Source organism: Gemmobacter megaterium, assembly GCF_900156815.1.
GTDB lineage: Bacteria > Pseudomonadota > Alphaproteobacteria > Rhodobacterales > Rhodobacteraceae > Wagnerdoeblera > Wagnerdoeblera megaterium.
Genome location: NZ_FTOT01000005.1, coordinates 1 through 16,685 on the forward strand (window position 1 = coordinate 1; position 16,685 = coordinate 16,685).

19 protein-coding genes are annotated in these 16,685 nt (G+C 64.9%); 18 read left to right on the forward strand and 1 reads right to left on the reverse strand.

The annotated features are described in order from the left end of the window. Positions 1 to 440 precede the first annotated feature (440 nt). The 6 genes from BW970_RS12265 to BW970_RS12290 all read left to right on the forward strand — a co-directional run bounded on the left by BW970_RS12265 (position 441) and on the right by BW970_RS12290 (position 7,609). Positions 441 to 1,454 (forward strand): ABC transporter ATP-binding protein, encoded by a 1,014-nt coding sequence (locus BW970_RS12265; RefSeq protein ID WP_076531754.1) that lies wholly within the window; start codon positions 441 to 443, stop codon positions 1,452 to 1,454. Beyond that, on the forward strand, positions 1,447 to 2,508 hold the full coding sequence (locus tag BW970_RS12270) for an ABC transporter ATP-binding protein (RefSeq protein ID WP_076531756.1): 1,062 nt from the start codon (positions 1,447 to 1,449) through the stop codon (positions 2,506 to 2,508). Before BW970_RS12265 ends, BW970_RS12270 begins: the two co-directional genes overlap by 8 nt. Beyond that, positions 2,505 to 4,205 (forward strand): peptide ABC transporter substrate-binding protein, encoded by a 1,701-nt coding sequence (locus tag BW970_RS12275; protein WP_076531758.1) that lies wholly within the window; start codon positions 2,505 to 2,507, stop codon positions 4,203 to 4,205. Before BW970_RS12270 ends, BW970_RS12275 begins: the two co-directional genes overlap by 4 nt. 86 nt (positions 4,206 to 4,291) lie before the next feature. Continuing rightward, positions 4,292 to 5,314: an ABC transporter permease gene (locus BW970_RS12280; RefSeq protein ID WP_076531760.1), complete on the forward strand. Its 1,023-nt coding sequence runs from the start codon at positions 4,292 to 4,294 to the stop codon at positions 5,312 to 5,314. Beyond that, positions 5,307 to 6,218, forward strand: a complete 912-nt coding sequence (locus BW970_RS12285; protein ID WP_076531762.1) for an ABC transporter permease — start codon at positions 5,307 to 5,309, stop codon at positions 6,216 to 6,218. The genes BW970_RS12280 and BW970_RS12285 overlap by 8 nt, the downstream gene beginning before the upstream one ends. Positions 6,219 to 6,553: 335 nt before the next feature. Continuing rightward, positions 6,554 to 7,609, forward strand: coding sequence for a YeeE/YedE family protein (locus tag BW970_RS12290; protein WP_076531764.1), 1,056 nt, complete (start codon positions 6,554 to 6,556; stop codon positions 7,607 to 7,609). Here the strand turns inward: BW970_RS12290 and BW970_RS12295 are convergent. Further along, positions 7,545 to 8,828 carry a DUF3422 family protein gene (locus BW970_RS12295; protein ID WP_076531766.1) on the reverse strand — a complete coding sequence of 428 codons (1,284 nt, stop codon included), beginning with the start codon at positions 8,826 to 8,828 and terminating at the stop codon, positions 7,545 to 7,547. The genes BW970_RS12290 and BW970_RS12295 overlap by 65 nt on opposite strands. A 280-nt stretch (positions 8,829 to 9,108) precedes the next feature. Between BW970_RS12295 and BW970_RS12300 the strand changes: the two genes are divergently transcribed. From BW970_RS12300 to ureG, 12 genes are all read left to right on the forward strand, one after another. Continuing rightward, positions 9,109 to 9,921 (forward strand): urease accessory protein UreD, encoded by an 813-nt coding sequence (locus tag BW970_RS12300; protein WP_076531768.1) that lies wholly within the window; start codon positions 9,109 to 9,111, stop codon positions 9,919 to 9,921. Positions 9,922 to 9,930: 9 nt separating this feature from the next. Then, positions 9,931 to 10,233 (forward strand): urease subunit gamma, encoded by a 303-nt coding sequence (locus BW970_RS12305; RefSeq protein ID WP_076531769.1) that lies wholly within the window; start codon positions 9,931 to 9,933, stop codon positions 10,231 to 10,233. 9 nt (positions 10,234 to 10,242) lie between these two features. After that, entirely contained in the window at positions 10,243 to 10,797 is a 555-nt protein-coding gene (locus tag BW970_RS12310; protein ID WP_076531771.1) for a HupE/UreJ family protein, read from the forward strand. Positions 10,798 to 10,807: 10 nt separating this feature from the next. Further along, entirely contained in the window at positions 10,808 to 11,119 is a 312-nt protein-coding gene (locus BW970_RS12315) for an urease subunit beta (protein WP_076531773.1), read from the forward strand. A 100-nt stretch (positions 11,120 to 11,219) separates the two neighbouring features. Then, positions 11,220 to 12,035 carry a cyclase family protein gene (locus BW970_RS12320; protein WP_076531775.1) on the forward strand — a complete coding sequence of 272 codons (816 nt, stop codon included), beginning with the start codon at positions 11,220 to 11,222 and terminating at the stop codon, positions 12,033 to 12,035. Next, on the forward strand, positions 12,035 to 12,430 hold the full coding sequence (locus BW970_RS12325; RefSeq protein ID WP_076531777.1) for a carboxymuconolactone decarboxylase family protein: 396 nt from the start codon (positions 12,035 to 12,037) through the stop codon (positions 12,428 to 12,430). Before BW970_RS12320 ends, BW970_RS12325 begins: the two co-directional genes overlap by 1 nt. A gap of 20 nt (positions 12,431 to 12,450) precedes the next feature. Beyond that, positions 12,451 to 12,762: a hypothetical protein gene (locus BW970_RS12330; protein WP_076531779.1), complete on the forward strand. Its 312-nt coding sequence runs from the start codon at positions 12,451 to 12,453 to the stop codon at positions 12,760 to 12,762. A 9-nt stretch (positions 12,763 to 12,771) separates the two neighbouring features. Further along, the gene (gene ureC / locus BW970_RS12335; RefSeq protein WP_076531781.1) at positions 12,772 to 14,514 is read left to right on the forward strand and encodes an urease subunit alpha; all 1,743 of its coding nucleotides are present in this window, start codon (positions 12,772 to 12,774) and stop codon (positions 14,512 to 14,514) included. 143 nt (positions 14,515 to 14,657) lie between these two features. Next, positions 14,658 to 14,885, forward strand: a complete 228-nt coding sequence (locus BW970_RS12340; RefSeq protein WP_076531783.1) for a hypothetical protein — start codon at positions 14,658 to 14,660, stop codon at positions 14,883 to 14,885. 9 nt (positions 14,886 to 14,894) lie between these two features. Then, positions 14,895 to 15,371, forward strand: coding sequence for an urease accessory protein UreE (locus BW970_RS12345; RefSeq protein ID WP_076531785.1), 477 nt, complete (start codon positions 14,895 to 14,897; stop codon positions 15,369 to 15,371). A 1-nt stretch (position 15,372) separates the two neighbouring features. Continuing rightward, a complete protein-coding gene (locus tag BW970_RS12350) occupies positions 15,373 to 16,005 on the forward strand; it encodes an urease accessory protein UreF (protein ID WP_076531788.1) in 633 nt (210 codons plus the stop codon). Continuing rightward, positions 16,002 to 16,619 (forward strand): urease accessory protein UreG, encoded by a 618-nt coding sequence (gene ureG, locus BW970_RS12355; RefSeq protein WP_076531791.1) that lies wholly within the window; start codon positions 16,002 to 16,004, stop codon positions 16,617 to 16,619. The genes BW970_RS12350 and ureG overlap by 4 nt, the downstream gene beginning before the upstream one ends. The last annotated feature ends 66 nt before the right edge of the window (positions 16,620 to 16,685 follow it).

The following is a 16,685-nucleotide window of genomic DNA, read 5'->3' on the forward strand; positions in this document are numbered from 1 at the left end:
ACACCACAGCGTCTCCGCCTCAGCACCCGTCCCAGCTACCGTCCGGCGGTTCCTTCCGTCCCCGTCGTCTCGGTGAAGCGGTTTCTAGTCAGACACGCCGGAACCCGCAAGTGGAAAATTCAGACAACGTCATCTTTTCGTCACCAGCCCATGTTTTACTGCACTTTTCACAACCAAAAACTCACATATCACCCAACCAAAAACACACAACACAAACCAACAACACCAAAAATACAGCCAGAATCACCAAAGTGACCCCAAGGTCACGCCGACTCAGGGGCACGATTCGCCTGACCGGACAGGATGCACGGCCGCCTGACGCTGCAGGAATGGCCCGACAAGTGTCTTGCGACACTCTGAAATATCGCTAACACTCGCCAGACAAACACGGACGGGTACGCCCGGACCGCAACAAGAAGACCATACGCGGGGAGCTACATATGCCCGATGGGGCGCAGCCTGTTCTTGATGTTCGGGGCCTTAAGACGGTTTTCCGAACGCGCGGCGGCCTGATTCATGCCGTCAACGATGTCAGCTTCAGCCTTCGCCCCGGCGAACTTCTGGGCGTTGTGGGCGAAAGCGGCTCTGGCAAGTCGGTGACGATGATGTCGCTGCTTGGCCTGCTCCCCTCGCCTCCTGCACAGAATGCCGGTGGGCAGGTCATGTTCGAGGGCAAGGACCTGCTCAAGGTCTCGGCGTCCGAACTGCGCGCCGTGCGCGGGGGGCGTATCGGGTTCATCTTCCAGGATCCGATGACCAGCCTCAATCCGGTGTTCACCGTGGGCTACCAGATCATGGAGCCGCTGCGAAAGCATATGGGCCTTGATAAGGAACGCGCGCGCAAGCGGGCGGCGGAATTGCTGGATCTGGTCGGCATTCCCGATGCCGCGCGACGGTTGAAAGATTATCCGCATCAGTTTTCTGGCGGGATGCGGCAACGGGTGATGATCGCAATCGCCCTGGCCTGCGACCCCAAGGTGCTGATTGCCGACGAGCCCACCACCGCTTTGGACGTGACCATTCAGGCGCAGATCCTGGAACTGGTGCGGGATCTTCGGCAGAAGCTGGGCATGGCCATCGTCTGGATCACCCACGATCTGGGCGTGATCGCCGGTATCGCCGACCGCGTGATGGTGATGTATGGCGGACAGGTCGTCGAGATGGCCCCGGTCAAGGAACTGTTCGCCCGCCCGCGTCACCCCTATACGCAGGCCCTGCTCCAGACGATTCCGTCGCTGCATGGCCCGCGGGGCGACCGGCTGCGGACCATCGACGGACAGCCGCCCATTCTGCGCAAGGCACCGTCCGCCTGCCCCTTCATGTCGCGTTGCCGTCATGCCGTGCCGATGTGCGGGCTGGAAAACCCGGCACGCCGCACGTTGACGCCTGGCCATGATGTGGCCTGCCACCGGGCCGAGGAACTGGCCATCGTCCGAGAGGTGGCCCATGGCTGATCCTGTCCGCAAGCCGCTGGTCGAAGTTGACGGGCTCAAGATGTACTTCCCGATCACCGCAGGGCTGTTTCGGCGCAAGGTTGGGGATGTGAAGGCGGTCGATGACGTGTCCTTTACCATCTACGAAGGAGAAACTCTGGGCCTCGTCGGCGAATCGGGGTGCGGCAAGTCCACTTGCGGACGGGCGGTCCTGCGGCTCTACGATCCGACAGCGGGATCTATTCGCATCGACGGCACCAACATCGCCACCATGAGCCAGACCATGCTGCGCCCGATGCGTCCTGCGATGCAGATGGTGTTCCAGGATCCGCAAGCCTGCCTGAACGCGCGGATGACGGTCGCCTCCATCATATCCGAGCCGCTGGACGAGCATACAAAGATGTCGAAGGCGGAAAAGCTCGCCCGCGTCTACGAGTTGATGGATGCGGTTGGCCTGAACCGGGATTTTGCCAACCGCTACCCCCATGAGTTTTCCGGCGGACAGCGGCAACGCATCGGCATTGCACGCGCGCTGGCGCTGAACCCGAAGTTCATTGTCTGCGACGAGCCTATCGCGGCGCTGGATGTCTCGATTCAGGCGCAGGTGGTGAACCTGTTGGAGGATTTGCAGGAAAAGCTGGGCCTGACCTACCTGTTCATCAGCCACGATCTGTCGATGGTCCGGCATATCTGTGACCGGGTTGCGGTGATGTATCTGGGCCGGATCGTCGAGATTGCGCCGCGTGACACGCTGTATCAGGCCCCCCTTCACCCCTATACGCAGGCGCTGCTGTCGGCGGTCCCCGAGCCCGATCCCGACACCGAAACGACACGTCAGCGAATCATCCTGCAAGGCGACGTCCCCTCGCCGTCGAACCCGCCCAAAGGGTGCAACTTCTGCACCCGCTGTCCCAAGGTGATGCCGATCTGCCGGGAGATCAAGCCGGCACTGGTCGAGGTCGGCCCCGGACACAGGGCCGCCTGCCATCTACTCGATAACAACACTGCCGCAACAGCCGGACCAACCGGCGGCAACGAGGCACCCGAGCACATCCAACAAGGAGAAAACGCATGAAACTGAGAACCGCCCTTCTGGGCGCTGCGGCAAGCGTCGCCTTTGCGCCCATGGCGCTGGCCGAACGCGGCGCCGACGGGCATGTCAATGTGATCTACTGGCAGGCGCCGTCGATCCTCAACCCCTATCTGTCCGGCGGCACGAAGGATGTGGAATCCTCGTCGCTGGTGATCGAGCCGCTGGCCCGTCACGATCAGACCGGCGCCATGGTTCCCTGGCTGGTCGAAGACATCCCGACCCTGGACAATGGCGGCCTGGCCGAGGATCTGAAGTCGATCACCTGGAAGATCAAGCCGGGCCTCCTGTGGTCGGATGGCACCCCGTTCACCTCTGCCGACGTGGTGTTCACCTATGACTACTGCACGCATCCCGAAGGTGGCTGCGCCCAGTCCGCGAAATTCGAAGGCGTCAGCGCGGTCGAGGCGCTTGACGACCTGACCGTCAAGATCAGCTTTGCAGATGCAAAGCCGAACCCCTATCTGCCCTTCGTCGGTGCGCAGTCGCCCATCATCCAGAAGGCGCAGTTCGCCGACTGCATGGGCACCAAGGCGCCGGAGTGCACCTCTGCCAACTTCGGCCCGATCGGAACCGGCCCGTTCAAGGTGGTCGAATTCAAGACCAACGACGTGATCTCGCTGGAAGCCAACCCGAACTATCGTGATCCGGCCAAGCCGCGCTTTGCCACCATGACGTTCAAGGGCGGCGGCGATGCCGAGGGCGCGGGCCGTGCCGTTCTGGAAACCGGCGAGTTCGACTATGCATGGAACCTCCAGCTTGCCCCGTCGGTCATCGACCAGATGGCCGCTGCTGGCAAGGGCCAGGCCGTTTCGGCCTTTGGCACCCTGGTCGAGCGCATCGAGGTCAACCTGACCAACCCGTCGCCCAGCCTGCCCGAAGGCGAGCGGTCGACCACCAAGCACCCGCATCCCTTCCTGTCCGACATCAACGTCCGCAAGGCCCTGTCGATGGCCATCGACCGCGAGCTTCTGGTCGAGGTTGGCTATGGCCGCGCCGGTCGCCCGACCTGTGACCTCGTTCCGGGCCCGGAAGTCTATGCCGCAAAGAACACGTCGTGCTTTGCGCAGGACATCGCAGGCGCCAACAAGTTGCTGGACGACGCCGGCTGGGTCAAGGGCGGCGACGGAATCCGCGCCAAGGACGGCGTGAAACTGTCGATGGTCTACCAGACTTCGACCAATGCCGTGCGTCAGGACTTCCAGGCGCTCATCAAGCAGTGGTGGTCGGAAATCGGCGTCGCGGCCGAACTGAAGAACGTCTCGGCCAGCGTGTTCTTTGGCGGGGATCCGGGTTCGCCCGACACCTTCCAGAAGTTCTACGCCGATGTTGAAATGTACGCCAACAACTTCGACGGAACCGACCCCGAAGCCTATCTGTCGGCCTATACCTGCAACAAGATCCCGCGCCCCGAAAGCCAGTGGCAGGGCGAGAACATCAACCGGGTCTGTGATCCGGCCTATGACGCCATGGTTGCCGAACTCGGTCGCACTGCCGATCTGGAAAAGCGCCGCGAACTGGCCGTCAAGATGAACAACTACCTGACGGTGGACAATCATTACATCATTGGTCTGGTGGATCGTGGCCGCGTCTCGGCCCATTCCAACTCGCTGGGTGGTGTCGTGCTGAACACCTGGGATTCGGAACTCTGGAACGCAGCCGACTGGTATCGGGTCAAGTGACCCGGCGCGTCGTCGCCTGACAGCAACCGGCGCGGGCAGGATCGCTGCCCGCGCCCCTCTCCTCCTGCACTTCCGATGGTTCGCCCATGCTGACCTTTGCGATCCGCCGCATCCTGCTGGCGATCCCCACCCTCATATTCATCAGCCTCGTGCTGTTCCTGTTGCTGGAGGCCGCGCCCGGCGATCCGCTTGCAGACATGCCGCTGACCATCCCCCCGGAAGTGCGCGAGAAGATTCGCCTGGCCATGGGCCTGGGCGAGCCTTGGTATGTCCGCTATGTCCTGTGGCTGAACAACTTCTTTGTCACGGAACCGCTCTACTGGGTCGACTCGGTGTTCGGTACGGACTGGGCGCAGGGCAAACAACGGATTCTGTCCTACCAGACCCGCTCGCCGGTCTTTGACACGATCAGCGAACGCCTGCCGCAAACCTTGCTTGTGGTCGGCACCGGGATGCTGGTCGGCATTCTGATCGCGATTCCCATCGGGGTGATCTCGGCCTATCGGCAGTACAGTTGGTTCGACCAGTTGGGAACCTTCATCTCGATGATCGGGTTCTCGATCCCCACCTTTGTCACCGGCGTCGTCCTGATCGTCATCTTCGCTGTCTGGATTCCCAACAGCAGCCCCTTCTGGCTGCCGACGATCTATGACACCACGCTGCGCGTACAGGACTGGGACAGCTTCATCGCCCAGGTCCGGCAAATGATCCTGCCGGTAACGGTTCTGGCGCTGTATTACGCCGCGCAGATCAGCCGCTACATGCGGTCCTCGATGCTGGACAACCTGGGGCAGGACTATGTGCGCACCGCCAGGGCCAAGGGATTGACGGAAAAGGTCGTCGTCCTGATACACGTCCTGCGCAACTCGATGATTCCGGTCGTCACCGTGATCACACTGCTGATCCCCGGCGTGTTCACCGGCGCAATCATCACCGAGACCATCTTCAAGGTGAACGGGATCGGCCAGCAGCTTTTGCTGTCGTTGCAAGGCAACGATGCGCCGATGGTCATGACCATCACCTTCATCTTTGCCGTCCTGATCGTGGCCTTCAACCTGATTGCCGATGTGCTGTACGGCCTGCTCGACCCGAGGATCCGCTATGACTGATGCCGTCACGACAACCTCGGCTCGCCCCCCGCGCAATCAGTGGTGGGATGTCTGGGACCAGTTCAAGACGCACAAGGGCGCCATGTTTGGCACCGTGGTCTTTTTTGCGGTGATCGCACTCATCGTTCTGGGCCCCTACATCTGGGCGGTTGACGCCAAATACATCAACATCCGTGCCCGCGATCAGGGCATGTCGCTGACCTATCCCCTGGGCACCGACCAGTTGGGGCGCGACATGCTGGCCCGTGTCATCGCGGGCGGAAAAACGACACTGGCGGTCGGGCTGGCGGCCATGGCGTTGTCCATGCTTCTGGGAACGCTGGTGGGGGTGCTGTCAGGCTTTTTCAAACGTGCGGACGGGGCGCTGATGCGGTTGACGGATCTGTTCCTCGCCCTGCCGCTGCTGCCCCTGCTGCTGCTCATGGTCATGTTGTTCCGCGAGCCGCTGGTGATGAACTTCGGCCCCGAGATGGGAATCTTCATCCTGATCGTGGTTGCAATCGCCGTCACATCCTGGATGAACACCGCCCGCATTGTGCGCGGCGAGGTTCTGACCATCAAGGAACGCGAATTCGTGCTGGCAGCGCGGTCCATCGGCACACCGTCGCGGCGCATCATCACCCGGCACATCCTGCCATCGGTGATGTCGCCCATCATGGTGTCGGCCACCCTGGGCATCGCCAACGCGGTGATCACCGAAAGCGCGCTGTCCTTTCTGGGCCTTGGCTTTCCGCCGGACTTTCCCACCTGGGGGCGGTTGTTGCAGGACGGGATGCCCTATATCAACCTGCACCCGGAACGGGTTCTGTGGCCCGCACTGGTGCTGTCGGCGCTGGTGCTGTCGGTGAACTACATCGGCGACGGACTGCGCGACGCGCTCGACCCCCGGATCAGGGGGCGGTAGGTCCGCACGGGTCCGGCCACCAGGCCGGACCAGCCCCAACCGCTTGCCGGTGGCAAGGCCCCTGCCCTGGCCCGACCCCCGTGATGGCGACCCAGCTTGCCATTTCCCCCGGTATGCGGTGCGCGGGCGTTGAGAATAAGAACATCCGCCACATCTGTAGCCTCCCGGCACAATACTGCCCCAAGACCGATGCGAGTGCCCGGAACATTCGGGCCGGTTTCCTCGCGCACCCGGAACATCGTTCTGGGTTGCGCCGCGAGACCACGGGTCGATCCGCTTGATTCAACGCGCCTGCTGCTGCATCTCGGAACAGTTTCCCAGATCGGAGCGTCAGAATGCTCGAATCCCTTGGTCTAGACATGTCCCCCCGCGCAGTCAGCCTCTGGGCTGGTGTGCTGATCGGTCTGGCATTTGGCGCCCTGGCAGAGCGTAGCCGGTTCTGCTTGCGCCGGGCAGTGGTCGGCCCGGCGGGGGAACGGGGCGAAGCCTCGGCAATGTGGTTGGCGGCGCTGGCAACGGCAGTTGCCGGAACTCAGCTTGCACAAGCAACCGGGCTGATCGACCTTGGCGGGCACCGGTTTCTGGCACCGACCCTGCCGGCTGTGGCGATCCTTGTGGGTGGTCTGCTGTTCGGCGCCGGGATGGTGCTGGCGCGGGGCTGCCCTGCCCGCCTGACGGTGCTGGCCGCGACCGGAAACCTGCGCGCGGCGATTGTGGTGCTGTTGATCGCCGTTGTCGGTCTGATCAGCATGAAAGGACTGCTGGCCCCGACTGCCGGCAAGCTGGCAGGCATCACGATCAGCCTGCCGCATCTGGCCGCCCTGCCCGGCAGCGCCATTGCCGTGCCGATAATCCTGGTCCTTCTGTCGCTGGCCGCCCGCCCCTCCTGGCGGACACTCGCCTTTGGCAGTGCGATCGGTGCACTGGTGCCAGCAACCTGGCTGGCGACCGGCTGGTTTCTGCTGGACGACTTTGATCCGGTCCCTGTCGAGGCGCTGAGCTTTATCGCGCCGGTCACCGATACGCTGTTCTGGTCCATCGCGGCGACGGCCATTGCGCCCGGTCTTGGTGTCGGGCTGGTGCTGGGCACCTTGGGCGGCGCCCTGCTGTCTGCCCTGTCCGGGCAGAGGACAGACTGGCAGTCCTTTGCCACGCCGCGCGAAACCGGGCGCTATGTATCCGGCGCCGCCTTGATGGGTGTCGGCGGTGTATTGGCCGGAGGCTGCACCATAGGCGCGGGGCTGTCAGGGGTTTCAACCCTGTCCACCGCGGCCATTCTGGCATTGGCTGCAATCGTGATCGGCGCGCGGCTGACAGATCGGCTGCTCAGTGCATCTTTCGCCGGATCCGCCGGATCATCAGCCACACTCCCGCCACAACCGGCAGAGTAAGCGCCGCCGTCACCAGCCCCTTGGACAGCCCAAGGGGTTCGGTCATCGGATAGGCCAGATATCCGGCCAGATTGACCGCGTAATAGCTGATGGCCACGACGGACAACCCCTCGACCGTCGCCTGCAAGCGCAGTTGCAGATCCGCCCGCCGATCCATGCTTTCCAGAAGTTGCTGGTTCTGGGCACTGCGATCCACATCCACCCGCGTGCGCAGCAATTCCGCGGCACGGGCCGCCCGTTCCACCATCTGGCCCAGCCGCGCCTCTGCCGATTGCACGGTCCGCATCGCGGGATCATAGCGGCGACGCATGAACTCTGCCAAGGTTTGCCGGCCGAACCAGCGTTCTTCGCGCAGGACGGCTATCCGGTCATGCACGATTGCCTCATAGGCGGCCGTCGCCCCGGCCCGAAAGGAAAACCGGGCGGCCAGCGTTTCAAGGCTGGCCGAAATGCGCAGCAATTCGTTCAATGTGACATCGGCGGGACTGGCCTCGTCGCGCATGGCCCCGACAAGGGCGGCCAGTTGCGCCTCTATCGCGTTCAACGGCCCGCCCAACTCGCGGGCACGGCCCAGACCCAGCATCGACATGGCGCGATAGGTCTCGATCTCGCACAGCCGCTGGACGATCCGCCCGATCCGGCGCTGCCCGGTGCCGGGACGTACAAAGACCGCAAAGCGCATGTTGCCCGCAGGGTCGATGCGAAAATCGCCGGCTACGATGGCCGTGCCGTCCAGCACCTCGGCGCAAGCCAGACTTTCGGCCACGAACCAGCCTTCCAGCTTTTCCATCATGCGCTCGGGGTCATCGGGCATCAACTCGACGCGGATCTGCACGGAACACAACCGCAGCCCCGGCGCGGCGCTCAACCAGTCCGTGGGAAATACCGCCGCTTCGCCCGGATCGAATGGCCGCTCGGGCAGACCGGGGCAAAAGGTCGTATAGGTCACGAATTCGGTGTGGCTTTCCCACTTCAGCAGGTGCCGCCCAAGCTGGGCCGAATGATGTGTCGCATCGGGTTGCGGATGCGGCGCGCCATGGCGATCCAGCAAATCCACCAGATGGGCACGGTCCAGTTCCCTGTCGCGGCGCGCAGCCTCAAGCGGCTGCTTCAACGCGATCAGCACGGCATGGCACGGCACCTCCAACTGGGGAAAGGGGCGGGCGTGCAGCTCGTTCACCAGCGCATACCGCAGGGGATGATCGACTATGGGCGGCATGGATCGGTCCTGTCTTTGGCACGAGTTTCTGCACCACACGACGGCTTTCCAGCAGAATGGCGGTATGCGGGGGTATGCCACCGGGGTGTTGCCCAAATGCCCCGGCGCGCAACGCCTGCAAAGCCGACACTGCTCTGCCACGCGCAAGAAGTGCACAAAAAACAGCCCAGATGCCCAATAGGCAATCAGAACGCCCAGAAGTTCATCCCTGACGCGCTGCGCCGCTGCTGGAGAGTTGAGCCCGCACCAGCGCCGATCACACTGGCGGCAGAGGAACATCATGACCGCATTGGCCACATTGCCCCTGCCCAGACATCAGCGCAGCCACGGCGAGATTGCCGCCTCGTGGCGCATGTCCTGTGGACACTCCCGGCTGCACAGGCTGCGGCAGGCCGGATCGGCACGCGCGATTCCGCTTCCGGGGCCGGACCTTGTGGTGCTGAACACCTCGGGCGGGCTGACCGGAGGCGACCGGCTGGCGATTGCGCTGGATGTCGGAGAAGGCTGCCGTGTCACGGCCACCACCCAGACGGCCGAGCGGTTCTATCGCGCCACCGAGGGACGGGCACAGATCGACATTGCCATGACGGTGGGCGCAGGCGCACATTTGGACTGGCTGCCGCAAGAGACGATCCTGTTTCAGGGCTGCGCCGCCGACCGCCGCACCACCATCGACCTTGGCCCCCAAGCGGGCTGCCTGATGCTGGAGACGCTGGTGATGGGGCGCGCGGCCATGGGGGAAACCCTGTCGCAGGTGTCGCTGCGCGACTGGCGCCAGATCCGCCGCGCCGGTCGCCCGGTGCATCTGGACCCGCTGGCGCTGGATGCCGCGCGCATCGCGCCGCGCGCCGCCGGGCTTGCCGGGGCGCGGGCGATCTGCACCCTCGTCATGGTCAGCCACGGCGCCGAAGATGCGATCGGCCCGGTTCGCACCGTGCTGAACCACCCCGAGGTTTCCGCTGCCGCCTCGGCCTGGGATGGGCGTCTGGTCGTGCGGCTGATGGCACCCGATGCCTGGCCGCTGCGCCGCCAGGTGATCCGCCTGCTGACGGTGCTGCGCCGCTCTCCCCTGCCCCGCGTCTGGCAAAGCTGAGGACCGCCAATGAACCTGACCCCCCGCGAAAAAGACAAGCTTCTGGTCAGCCTGGCCGCAATGGTGGCGCGCAACCGGCTGGCGCGCGGCGTCCGGCTGAACCACCCCGAGGCAATCGCCCTGATCACCGACTTTGTCGTCGAAGGTGCGCGCGACGGGCGCAGCGTCGCCGATCTGATGGAGGCGGGCGCCCATGTCATCACCGCCGCGCACTGCATGGAAGGTATCCCCGAGATGATCCATTCCGTTCAGGTCGAGGCGACCTTTCCCGATGGCACCAAGCTAGTCACCGTTCACCATCCCATCCGATAAGAGGCCCCCATGCGCATCCTTCGCCTTGCCTTGCCGCTGATCCTTGTCCCCGCCGTGGCCTTGGCCCACCCTGGACATGATCAGGGCACCTTTGCCGCCGGCGCCCTGCATCCCGTGGGCGGGGCCGATCATATCCTGGCGATGGTGGCAGTCGGGCTATTGGCAGCGCAGATGGGCGGGCGGGCGATCTGGGCCGCCCCGCTGAGCTTTGTCGGCGCCATGGTGCTGGGTGGTTTGCTGGGTGCCGCAGGGTTGCCCTTCCCGGCGGTCGAGCCGATGATCCTTGCCTCGATCATCGTTCTGGGGGCGATCACGGCGACGGCGCTGCGCCTGCCACTGGGGGCCGTGCTGCCGATGATTGCGGTGTTCGGGGCCGCCCATGGCTGGGCCCATGGCGCCGAAGGGCCGGACTCCGGCCTCGCACACTATGCGGCGGGATTTGCGCTGGTCACGGCTGCGCTGCATTTAGTCGGCATCGCGTTGGGTCGCGCCTTTGGCGGTCTGGCACTGCGCGGCATGGGCGCAACGGCGGCGGTGGCTGGCCTTGCGCTGGCCGTGTTGTGACGGTGTGGCCATGATCCCCGGAGAGATCTTTCCCGCTGATGGCGACATCATCCTGAACGCCGATGCCCCGGTGACGGTGCTGATGGTGGCCAATACCGGCGATCGCCCGGTCCAGGTGGGCAGCCACTACCACTTTGCCGAAACCAATCCGGGCCTGAGCTTTGACCGCATCGCGGCGCGCGGGCAGCGGCTGGACATTCCCGCAGGCACCGCCGTGCGGTTCGAACCCGGCCAGATGCGCGAGGTGCGCCTGGTCCCGCTGGCGGGCGGGCGCCATGTCTATGGCTTCAACGGCGCGGTGATGGGCGCGCTGGACGGTTGACCGACTCGGGGGCGGGGTGGAACCCTGCCCCGGTGCAAGGCCCCCTTGCGCCACGCCACCGGACGGACCCCAGGGCCGCCACCAACAGGAACGATGACCCATGTGCAACGCTTGCCTGATCGAAGATGTCAAACGCTCCATGCTCTCGCGCCGCGCGCTGTTCACCGGCGCCGCTGCCACCACGGCCGCCGCAGTGACCGCCGGGCTGACCACTGCGCGCCCGGCGCTTGCACAATCGGCAGGACGGGTCGTCGATCTGACCCATGCCTATGACAGCGACTTTCCCACCTTCGACGGCAATCCCGGCATCCTATATGAACCGGCGGTCAAGTTCGAGGACTCGGGCTATCAGCTGTGGAAGCTGACGATCTGGGAACACACCGGCACCCATATCGACGCCCCGCTGCATTTTGCCGCCGATGGCCGTTCGGTGGCCGAATTGCCGCCCGAAAGCCTTGTCTGCCCGCTGTGCGTGATCGACCTCAAGGCCAAGGCGGCCGAGGATGCCAACGCCATGGTGGAGCCCGAGGATATAGAGGCATGGATCTCGGCCAACGGTGAAATCCCGGCTGGCGCCTGCGTCGCGATGAACTCCGGCTGGGCTGACAAGGTGGCGACACCCGCCTTCCGCACCAATGCCGAGGGGACATTCGCCTTTCCGGGGTTCTCCAAGGCCGCAACCGACCTGCTCGCCGATGCGGGCGCCGCCTGTATCGGGGTGGACACGATGTCCCTCGATCCCGGCGATTCTGCGGATTTCGCGGTGCATTACAGCTGGCTCCCCTCCGGTCGCTACGGGATCGAGGGGCTGGCGGGGCTGGACGGCGTACCTGCCAAGGGCGCCACGATCTTTGTCGGCGCCCCCAAGCACAAACTGGGCACCGGCGGCCCGGCCCGCGTGATGGCGGTGGTCTGATGGCGACCGTCCCCCTGCTGACGGACGAGGCCGCCAGCCCCGAGGCGGTGGCAGTGTTCGACGATATCCGCGCCAAGCGCCAGACCGATTACGTCAACAACTTCTGGCGCGCATTGGCGCATGACCCGGATCAGCTGTCGGCGGTCTGGGGACGGTTGCAGTCCGTCATGGCGCCCGGCGCGCTGGATCCACTGGTCAAGGAACTGATCTATGTCGCCGTCTCGACCGCCAATGGTTGTGGCTATTGCGTGCATTCGCACACCGCCGCCGCTCGCGCCAAGGGGATGACCCCCGCCATGCACGCCGAACTGCTGGCCGTTATTGCCATGGCCAGCCAGACCAACGCGCTGGCAACCGCCTTGCAGGTGCCGGTGGACGACCGTTTCACCGTCTGACCTCAACCCAGGAGCCCGCCATGTTTCCCCCGAATCCTGCCCTTCTGATGCGCCTTGGCGCCCAGTTCGGCACCATGCTGCTTGAAGCCCAAATGATCGTCGGTATGCGCACGCTGGGGATGATGGGGCTGTGGCGGGTTCCGCCTTCGGAAAATGCGCGCATGGTCAGCGAAAAGCTGACCGCCGTGCAGCAATCCGGCATGGCCGCCACCCGCGCGACGCTGGCCGGAAAGTCGCCTGTCGCCATCGCCTCGGAGGCGCTGAAACCCGTGCGCCGCCGCACCCGTGCCAATGTCACCCGTCTGGCCCGCAAGGGGCCAGGCAAACCCTGAGGTTCCGCGATGCCCCACGCCATTTCCCGCGCCGCCTATGCCGACATGTATGGCCCCACCACGGGCGACCGCTTGCGGCTGGGCGATACCGCCCTGATCATTCAGGTGGAGCGCGACCTGATCGCGGAACGCTCTGCCGATGGCGGAAATGCCCTGCGCTATGGCGAAGAGGTGAAGTTCGGCGGCGGCAAGGTGATCCGCGATGGCATGGGCCAGTCGCAGCTGACCCGCGCACAAGGCGCGATGGACACGGTAATCACCAATGCCCTGATCGTGGACTGGACAGGCATCTACAAGGCCGATGTCGGCCTGCGCGATGGCCGCATCGCGGTGATCGGCAAGGCGGGCAACCCCGACACGCAACCGGGCGTCAATGTCATCATTGGCCCCGGAACCGAGATCATCGCGGGCGAAGGCCGCATCCTGACCGCTGGCGGGATGGACGCGCATATCCACTTTATCGCGCCGCAACAGATTGACGATGCACTGCATTCGGGCATCACCACCATGCTTGGCGGCGGCACCGGCCCCGCCCATGGCACGCTGGCCACCACCTGCACCCCCGGCCCCTGGCATCTGGCCCGCATGTTGCAGGCGGCCGAGGCGTTTCCGATGAACCTGGCCTTTGCTGGCAAGGGCAATGCGTCCTTGCCCACCGCGCTGGAAGAACAGATCCGCGCCGGGGCCTGCTGCCTGAAACTGCACGAGGATTGGGGCACCACCCCCGCCGCCATCGACTGCTGCCTGACCGTGGCCGAGGCGATGGATGTGCAGGTGATGATCCACACCGATACGCTGAACGAATCCGGCTTCGTGGAAAACACCCTGGCCGCGATCAAGGGCCGCACCATCCACGCCTTTCACACCGAAGGCGCGGGCGGGGGCCATGCCCCTGACATCATCAAGGTCGTGGCCAGCCAGAACGTCATCCCCTCGTCCACCAATCCGACGATGCCCTATACGGTGAACACCATCGAGGAACATCTCGACATGCTGATGGTCTGCCATCACCTCTCGCGCAAGGTGCCCGAGGACGTGGCCTTTGCCGAATCCCGCATCCGGCGCGAAACCATCGCGGCCGAGGATATCCTGCACGACATGGGCGCCTTTTCGGTGATCTCGTCCGACAGCCAGGCCATGGGCCGCGTGGGCGAGGTGATCACCCGCACCTGGCAGACCGCCCACAAGATGAAGCAACAGCGCGGCGCCCTGCCCGAGGAGACCGGGCCGAACGACAATGCCCGCGTCAAACGCTATATCGCGAAATACACCATCAACCCCGCCATCGCGCATGGCATCTCGCAACATATCGGCAGCATCGAACCCGGCAAGCGCGCCGATCTGGTGCTGTGGGCGCCCGCGTTTTTCGGGGCCAAGCCGGAAATGGTGCTGATGGGCGGGCAGATCATCGTCGCGCAGATGGGCGACCCCAACGCCTCGATCCCCACGCCCCAGCCGGTCTATACCCGGCCGATGTTCGGCGCCTTTGGCAAGGCCCTGCCGCGCGCCGCCGCCACCTTTGTCAGCCAGGCCGCGCTGGAAGATGACATCGGCGGCACACTCGGCCTCGACAAGGATCTGATCGCCGTCCAGCACACCCGCGGCATCGGCAAGTCCGACATGCGGCTCAACAGCGCGACCCCCGCCATCGAGGTCGATCCCGAAACCTACGAGGTCCGCGCGGACGGCGTGCTGCTGACCTGCGAGCCAGCCACCGAACTTCCCCTCGCACAGCGCTATTTCATGTTCTGATGCTTCATCTTGCCACAAATACCCTGGGGGGAGCCGTGCGGAACGCACGGCCGGGGGGCGACGCCCCCCGCCTACGGCTGGACTGGGCACCCCGTTTGTGGCACCCTGACCCAAGGGGAGGGGCCATCCGACCGGAGGCCCCCATGCCGAACTGCCTGTCACCTGCCAACTCTCGCCTCAGCCCCGCGCAGTCTGCGCGGCTGGATCTGTTTCTGGCCAACTGCGGCATGGGCTGGAACCCGGCTCTTGACCGCCCTGCGCGCGAGGCGATGTTCGCCCGGCTTGACGCGCTTCCCGATGCCGCCCTCACCGCCATGGGCCTCAGCCGCGACGGCCTGCCTGCCCATGTCTACCGCGACCTCCTGACCTGAAGGCCCCCGATGTCCCTGCCCACTGTCTGCCGACTGCTGTCCGCCGCACCCGCAAAAACCCATGACACCGTGGTGCTGGATTATGATGGCCGCCTGATCCGCCGCCGCCGCCTGACAACCACACTGGGCAAGAGCTTCATGGTCGATCTCGAAAGCCTGACCAACCTTGACGACTACTGGGGGTTTGACCTGTCGGACGGAACCACGGTGCAGGTAAAGCCCGCCGCAGAAGATCTGGTCGAAATCACCGGCAACCTCGCCCGGCTGGCCTGGCATATCGGCAACCGGCATACGCCCTGCCAGATCGAAGCAGACCGCCTGCTGATCCGCCGCGACCATGTGATCGAGGGGATGCTGACCCTGCAACGCGCCACCCTGCGCATGGTGTCGGAACCCTTCACCCCGGAAGGCGGCGCCTATGGCCACGGTCGCACCATGGGGCACGATCATGGCGCGTCCCCCCACACATTCGGCCACTCCCACTAGGATGCAACCGGGCCTGCTGACCCTTGTGCAATGGCTTTCCCCGGCGTTTCCGACCGGGGCCTTTGCCTATTCCCACGGGTTGGAAACCGCGATCGCGGATGGCCGCCTGACGGATGCGGCCACTGTGCAGGACTGGCTTGCAACCGTCCTGCACCACGGCAGCGGCTGGCAGGATGCCGTGCTGCTGGCACGGGGGCTGTCGGGCGAGGATCTGGACCAGCTCTCCGACCTTGCCCATGCCCTTGCGGGCAGCGCGGAGCGTCTGGCCGAAACGATGGATCAGGGCACCGCCTTCGCCCGCACAGCGGCCCATGTCACCGGCCTCGCACTGCCCGCCCGCCCCCTGCCCTTGGCGGTGGCCGAGGCAGCGCGCCCGCTGGAGATGCCGGTGGCCGAGGCGGTGGCGCTCTATCTCCATGCCTTTGCATCGAACCTGGTCACGATCGCCGTGCGGGCCATTCCGCTTGGCCAGTCGCAGGGCCAGATGATCCTGGCCGCCCTGCATCCGCTGGTGCACAGCCTGGCACAGCGCGCCGCCAGCGCCAGTCTCGACGATCTGGCCAGTTCGGCCTTTGCCGCCGATCTGGCTGCAATGGCCCATGAAACCCTGCAACCAAGGCTTTTCCGCACATGACCACCCATGGCCCCCTCCGCGTCGGCATCGGCGGCCCCGTCGGCGCTGGCAAGACCTCGCTCACCGAACAACTCGCCCGCGCCCTGTCCGCCCGCTGTTCGATGGCCGTCATCACCAACGACATCTACACCCGCGAAGATGCCGACTACCTGCTGCGGGCCCAGGTCCTGCCCGGCGACCGTATCCGGGGCGTGGAAACCGGCGGTTGCCCGCATACCGCGATCCGCGAGGATGCCAGCATCAACCTTGCTGCCGTGGCCGATCTGAACCGGAGCTTTCCCGACCTGGACCTCATCCTGATCGAAAGCGGCGGCGACAACCTTGCCGCGACCTTCTCGCCGGAACTGGCGGACCTGACGATCTATGTCATCGACACCGCCGCTGGGCAGGATATTCCACGCAAGAAGGGGCCGGGGTTGACGAAATCCGACCTTCTGGTCGTGAACAAGACCGATCTGGCGCCCTATGTCGGGGTCGATCTTGACCTTCTCGAACAAGACACCCGAGCCGCCCGTGGCTCCCGGCCCTATGTGCTGGCGCAGGTGAAATCCGGCCAGGGCATCCGCGAGATCGTCGCCTTTCTGGAACACGAAGGCGGCCTGACACTCGGCTGATCAGCCATCCAGCGAACACATGCGGCCGTTGCTCTGATCCAGATATCCTCCGATGGGTGCCACTGC

What these genes read in the sequence shown, in the direction of transcription:
- BW970_RS12265 (WP_076531754.1), top strand. Translation starts at nt 441, where the DNA reads ATGCCCGATGGGGCGCAGCCTGTTCTTGATGTTCGGGGCCTTAAGACG.
- BW970_RS12270 (WP_076531756.1), top strand. Translation starts at nt 1,447, where the DNA reads ATGGCTGATCCTGTCCGCAAGCCGCTGGTCGAAGTTGACGGGCTCAAG.
- BW970_RS12275 (WP_076531758.1), top strand. Translation starts at nt 2,505, where the DNA reads ATGAAACTGAGAACCGCCCTTCTGGGCGCTGCGGCAAGCGTCGCCTTT.
- BW970_RS12280 (WP_076531760.1), top strand. Translation starts at nt 4,292, where the DNA reads ATGCTGACCTTTGCGATCCGCCGCATCCTGCTGGCGATCCCCACCCTC.
- BW970_RS12285 (WP_076531762.1), top strand. Translation starts at nt 5,307, where the DNA reads ATGACTGATGCCGTCACGACAACCTCGGCTCGCCCCCCGCGCAATCAG.
- BW970_RS12290 (WP_076531764.1), top strand. Translation starts at nt 6,554, where the DNA reads ATGCTCGAATCCCTTGGTCTAGACATGTCCCCCCGCGCAGTCAGCCTC.
- BW970_RS12295 (WP_076531766.1), bottom strand. Translation starts at nt 8,828, where the DNA reads ATGCCGCCCATAGTCGATCATCCCCTGCGGTATGCGCTGGTGAACGAG.
- BW970_RS12300 (WP_076531768.1), top strand. Translation starts at nt 9,109, where the DNA reads ATGACCGCATTGGCCACATTGCCCCTGCCCAGACATCAGCGCAGCCAC.
- BW970_RS12305 (WP_076531769.1), top strand. Translation starts at nt 9,931, where the DNA reads ATGAACCTGACCCCCCGCGAAAAAGACAAGCTTCTGGTCAGCCTGGCC.
- BW970_RS12310 (WP_076531771.1), top strand. Translation starts at nt 10,243, where the DNA reads ATGCGCATCCTTCGCCTTGCCTTGCCGCTGATCCTTGTCCCCGCCGTG.
- BW970_RS12315 (WP_076531773.1), top strand. Translation starts at nt 10,808, where the DNA reads ATGATCCCCGGAGAGATCTTTCCCGCTGATGGCGACATCATCCTGAAC.
- BW970_RS12320 (WP_076531775.1), top strand. Translation starts at nt 11,220, where the DNA reads ATGTGCAACGCTTGCCTGATCGAAGATGTCAAACGCTCCATGCTCTCG.
- BW970_RS12325 (WP_076531777.1), top strand. Translation starts at nt 12,035, where the DNA reads ATGGCGACCGTCCCCCTGCTGACGGACGAGGCCGCCAGCCCCGAGGCG.
- BW970_RS12330 (WP_076531779.1), top strand. Translation starts at nt 12,451, where the DNA reads ATGTTTCCCCCGAATCCTGCCCTTCTGATGCGCCTTGGCGCCCAGTTC.
- ureC (WP_076531781.1), top strand. Translation starts at nt 12,772, where the DNA reads ATGCCCCACGCCATTTCCCGCGCCGCCTATGCCGACATGTATGGCCCC.
- BW970_RS12340 (WP_076531783.1), top strand. Translation starts at nt 14,658, where the DNA reads ATGCCGAACTGCCTGTCACCTGCCAACTCTCGCCTCAGCCCCGCGCAG.
- BW970_RS12345 (WP_076531785.1), top strand. Translation starts at nt 14,895, where the DNA reads ATGTCCCTGCCCACTGTCTGCCGACTGCTGTCCGCCGCACCCGCAAAA.
- BW970_RS12350 (WP_076531788.1), top strand. Translation starts at nt 15,373, where the DNA reads ATGCAACCGGGCCTGCTGACCCTTGTGCAATGGCTTTCCCCGGCGTTT.
- ureG (WP_076531791.1), top strand. Translation starts at nt 16,002, where the DNA reads ATGACCACCCATGGCCCCCTCCGCGTCGGCATCGGCGGCCCCGTCGGC.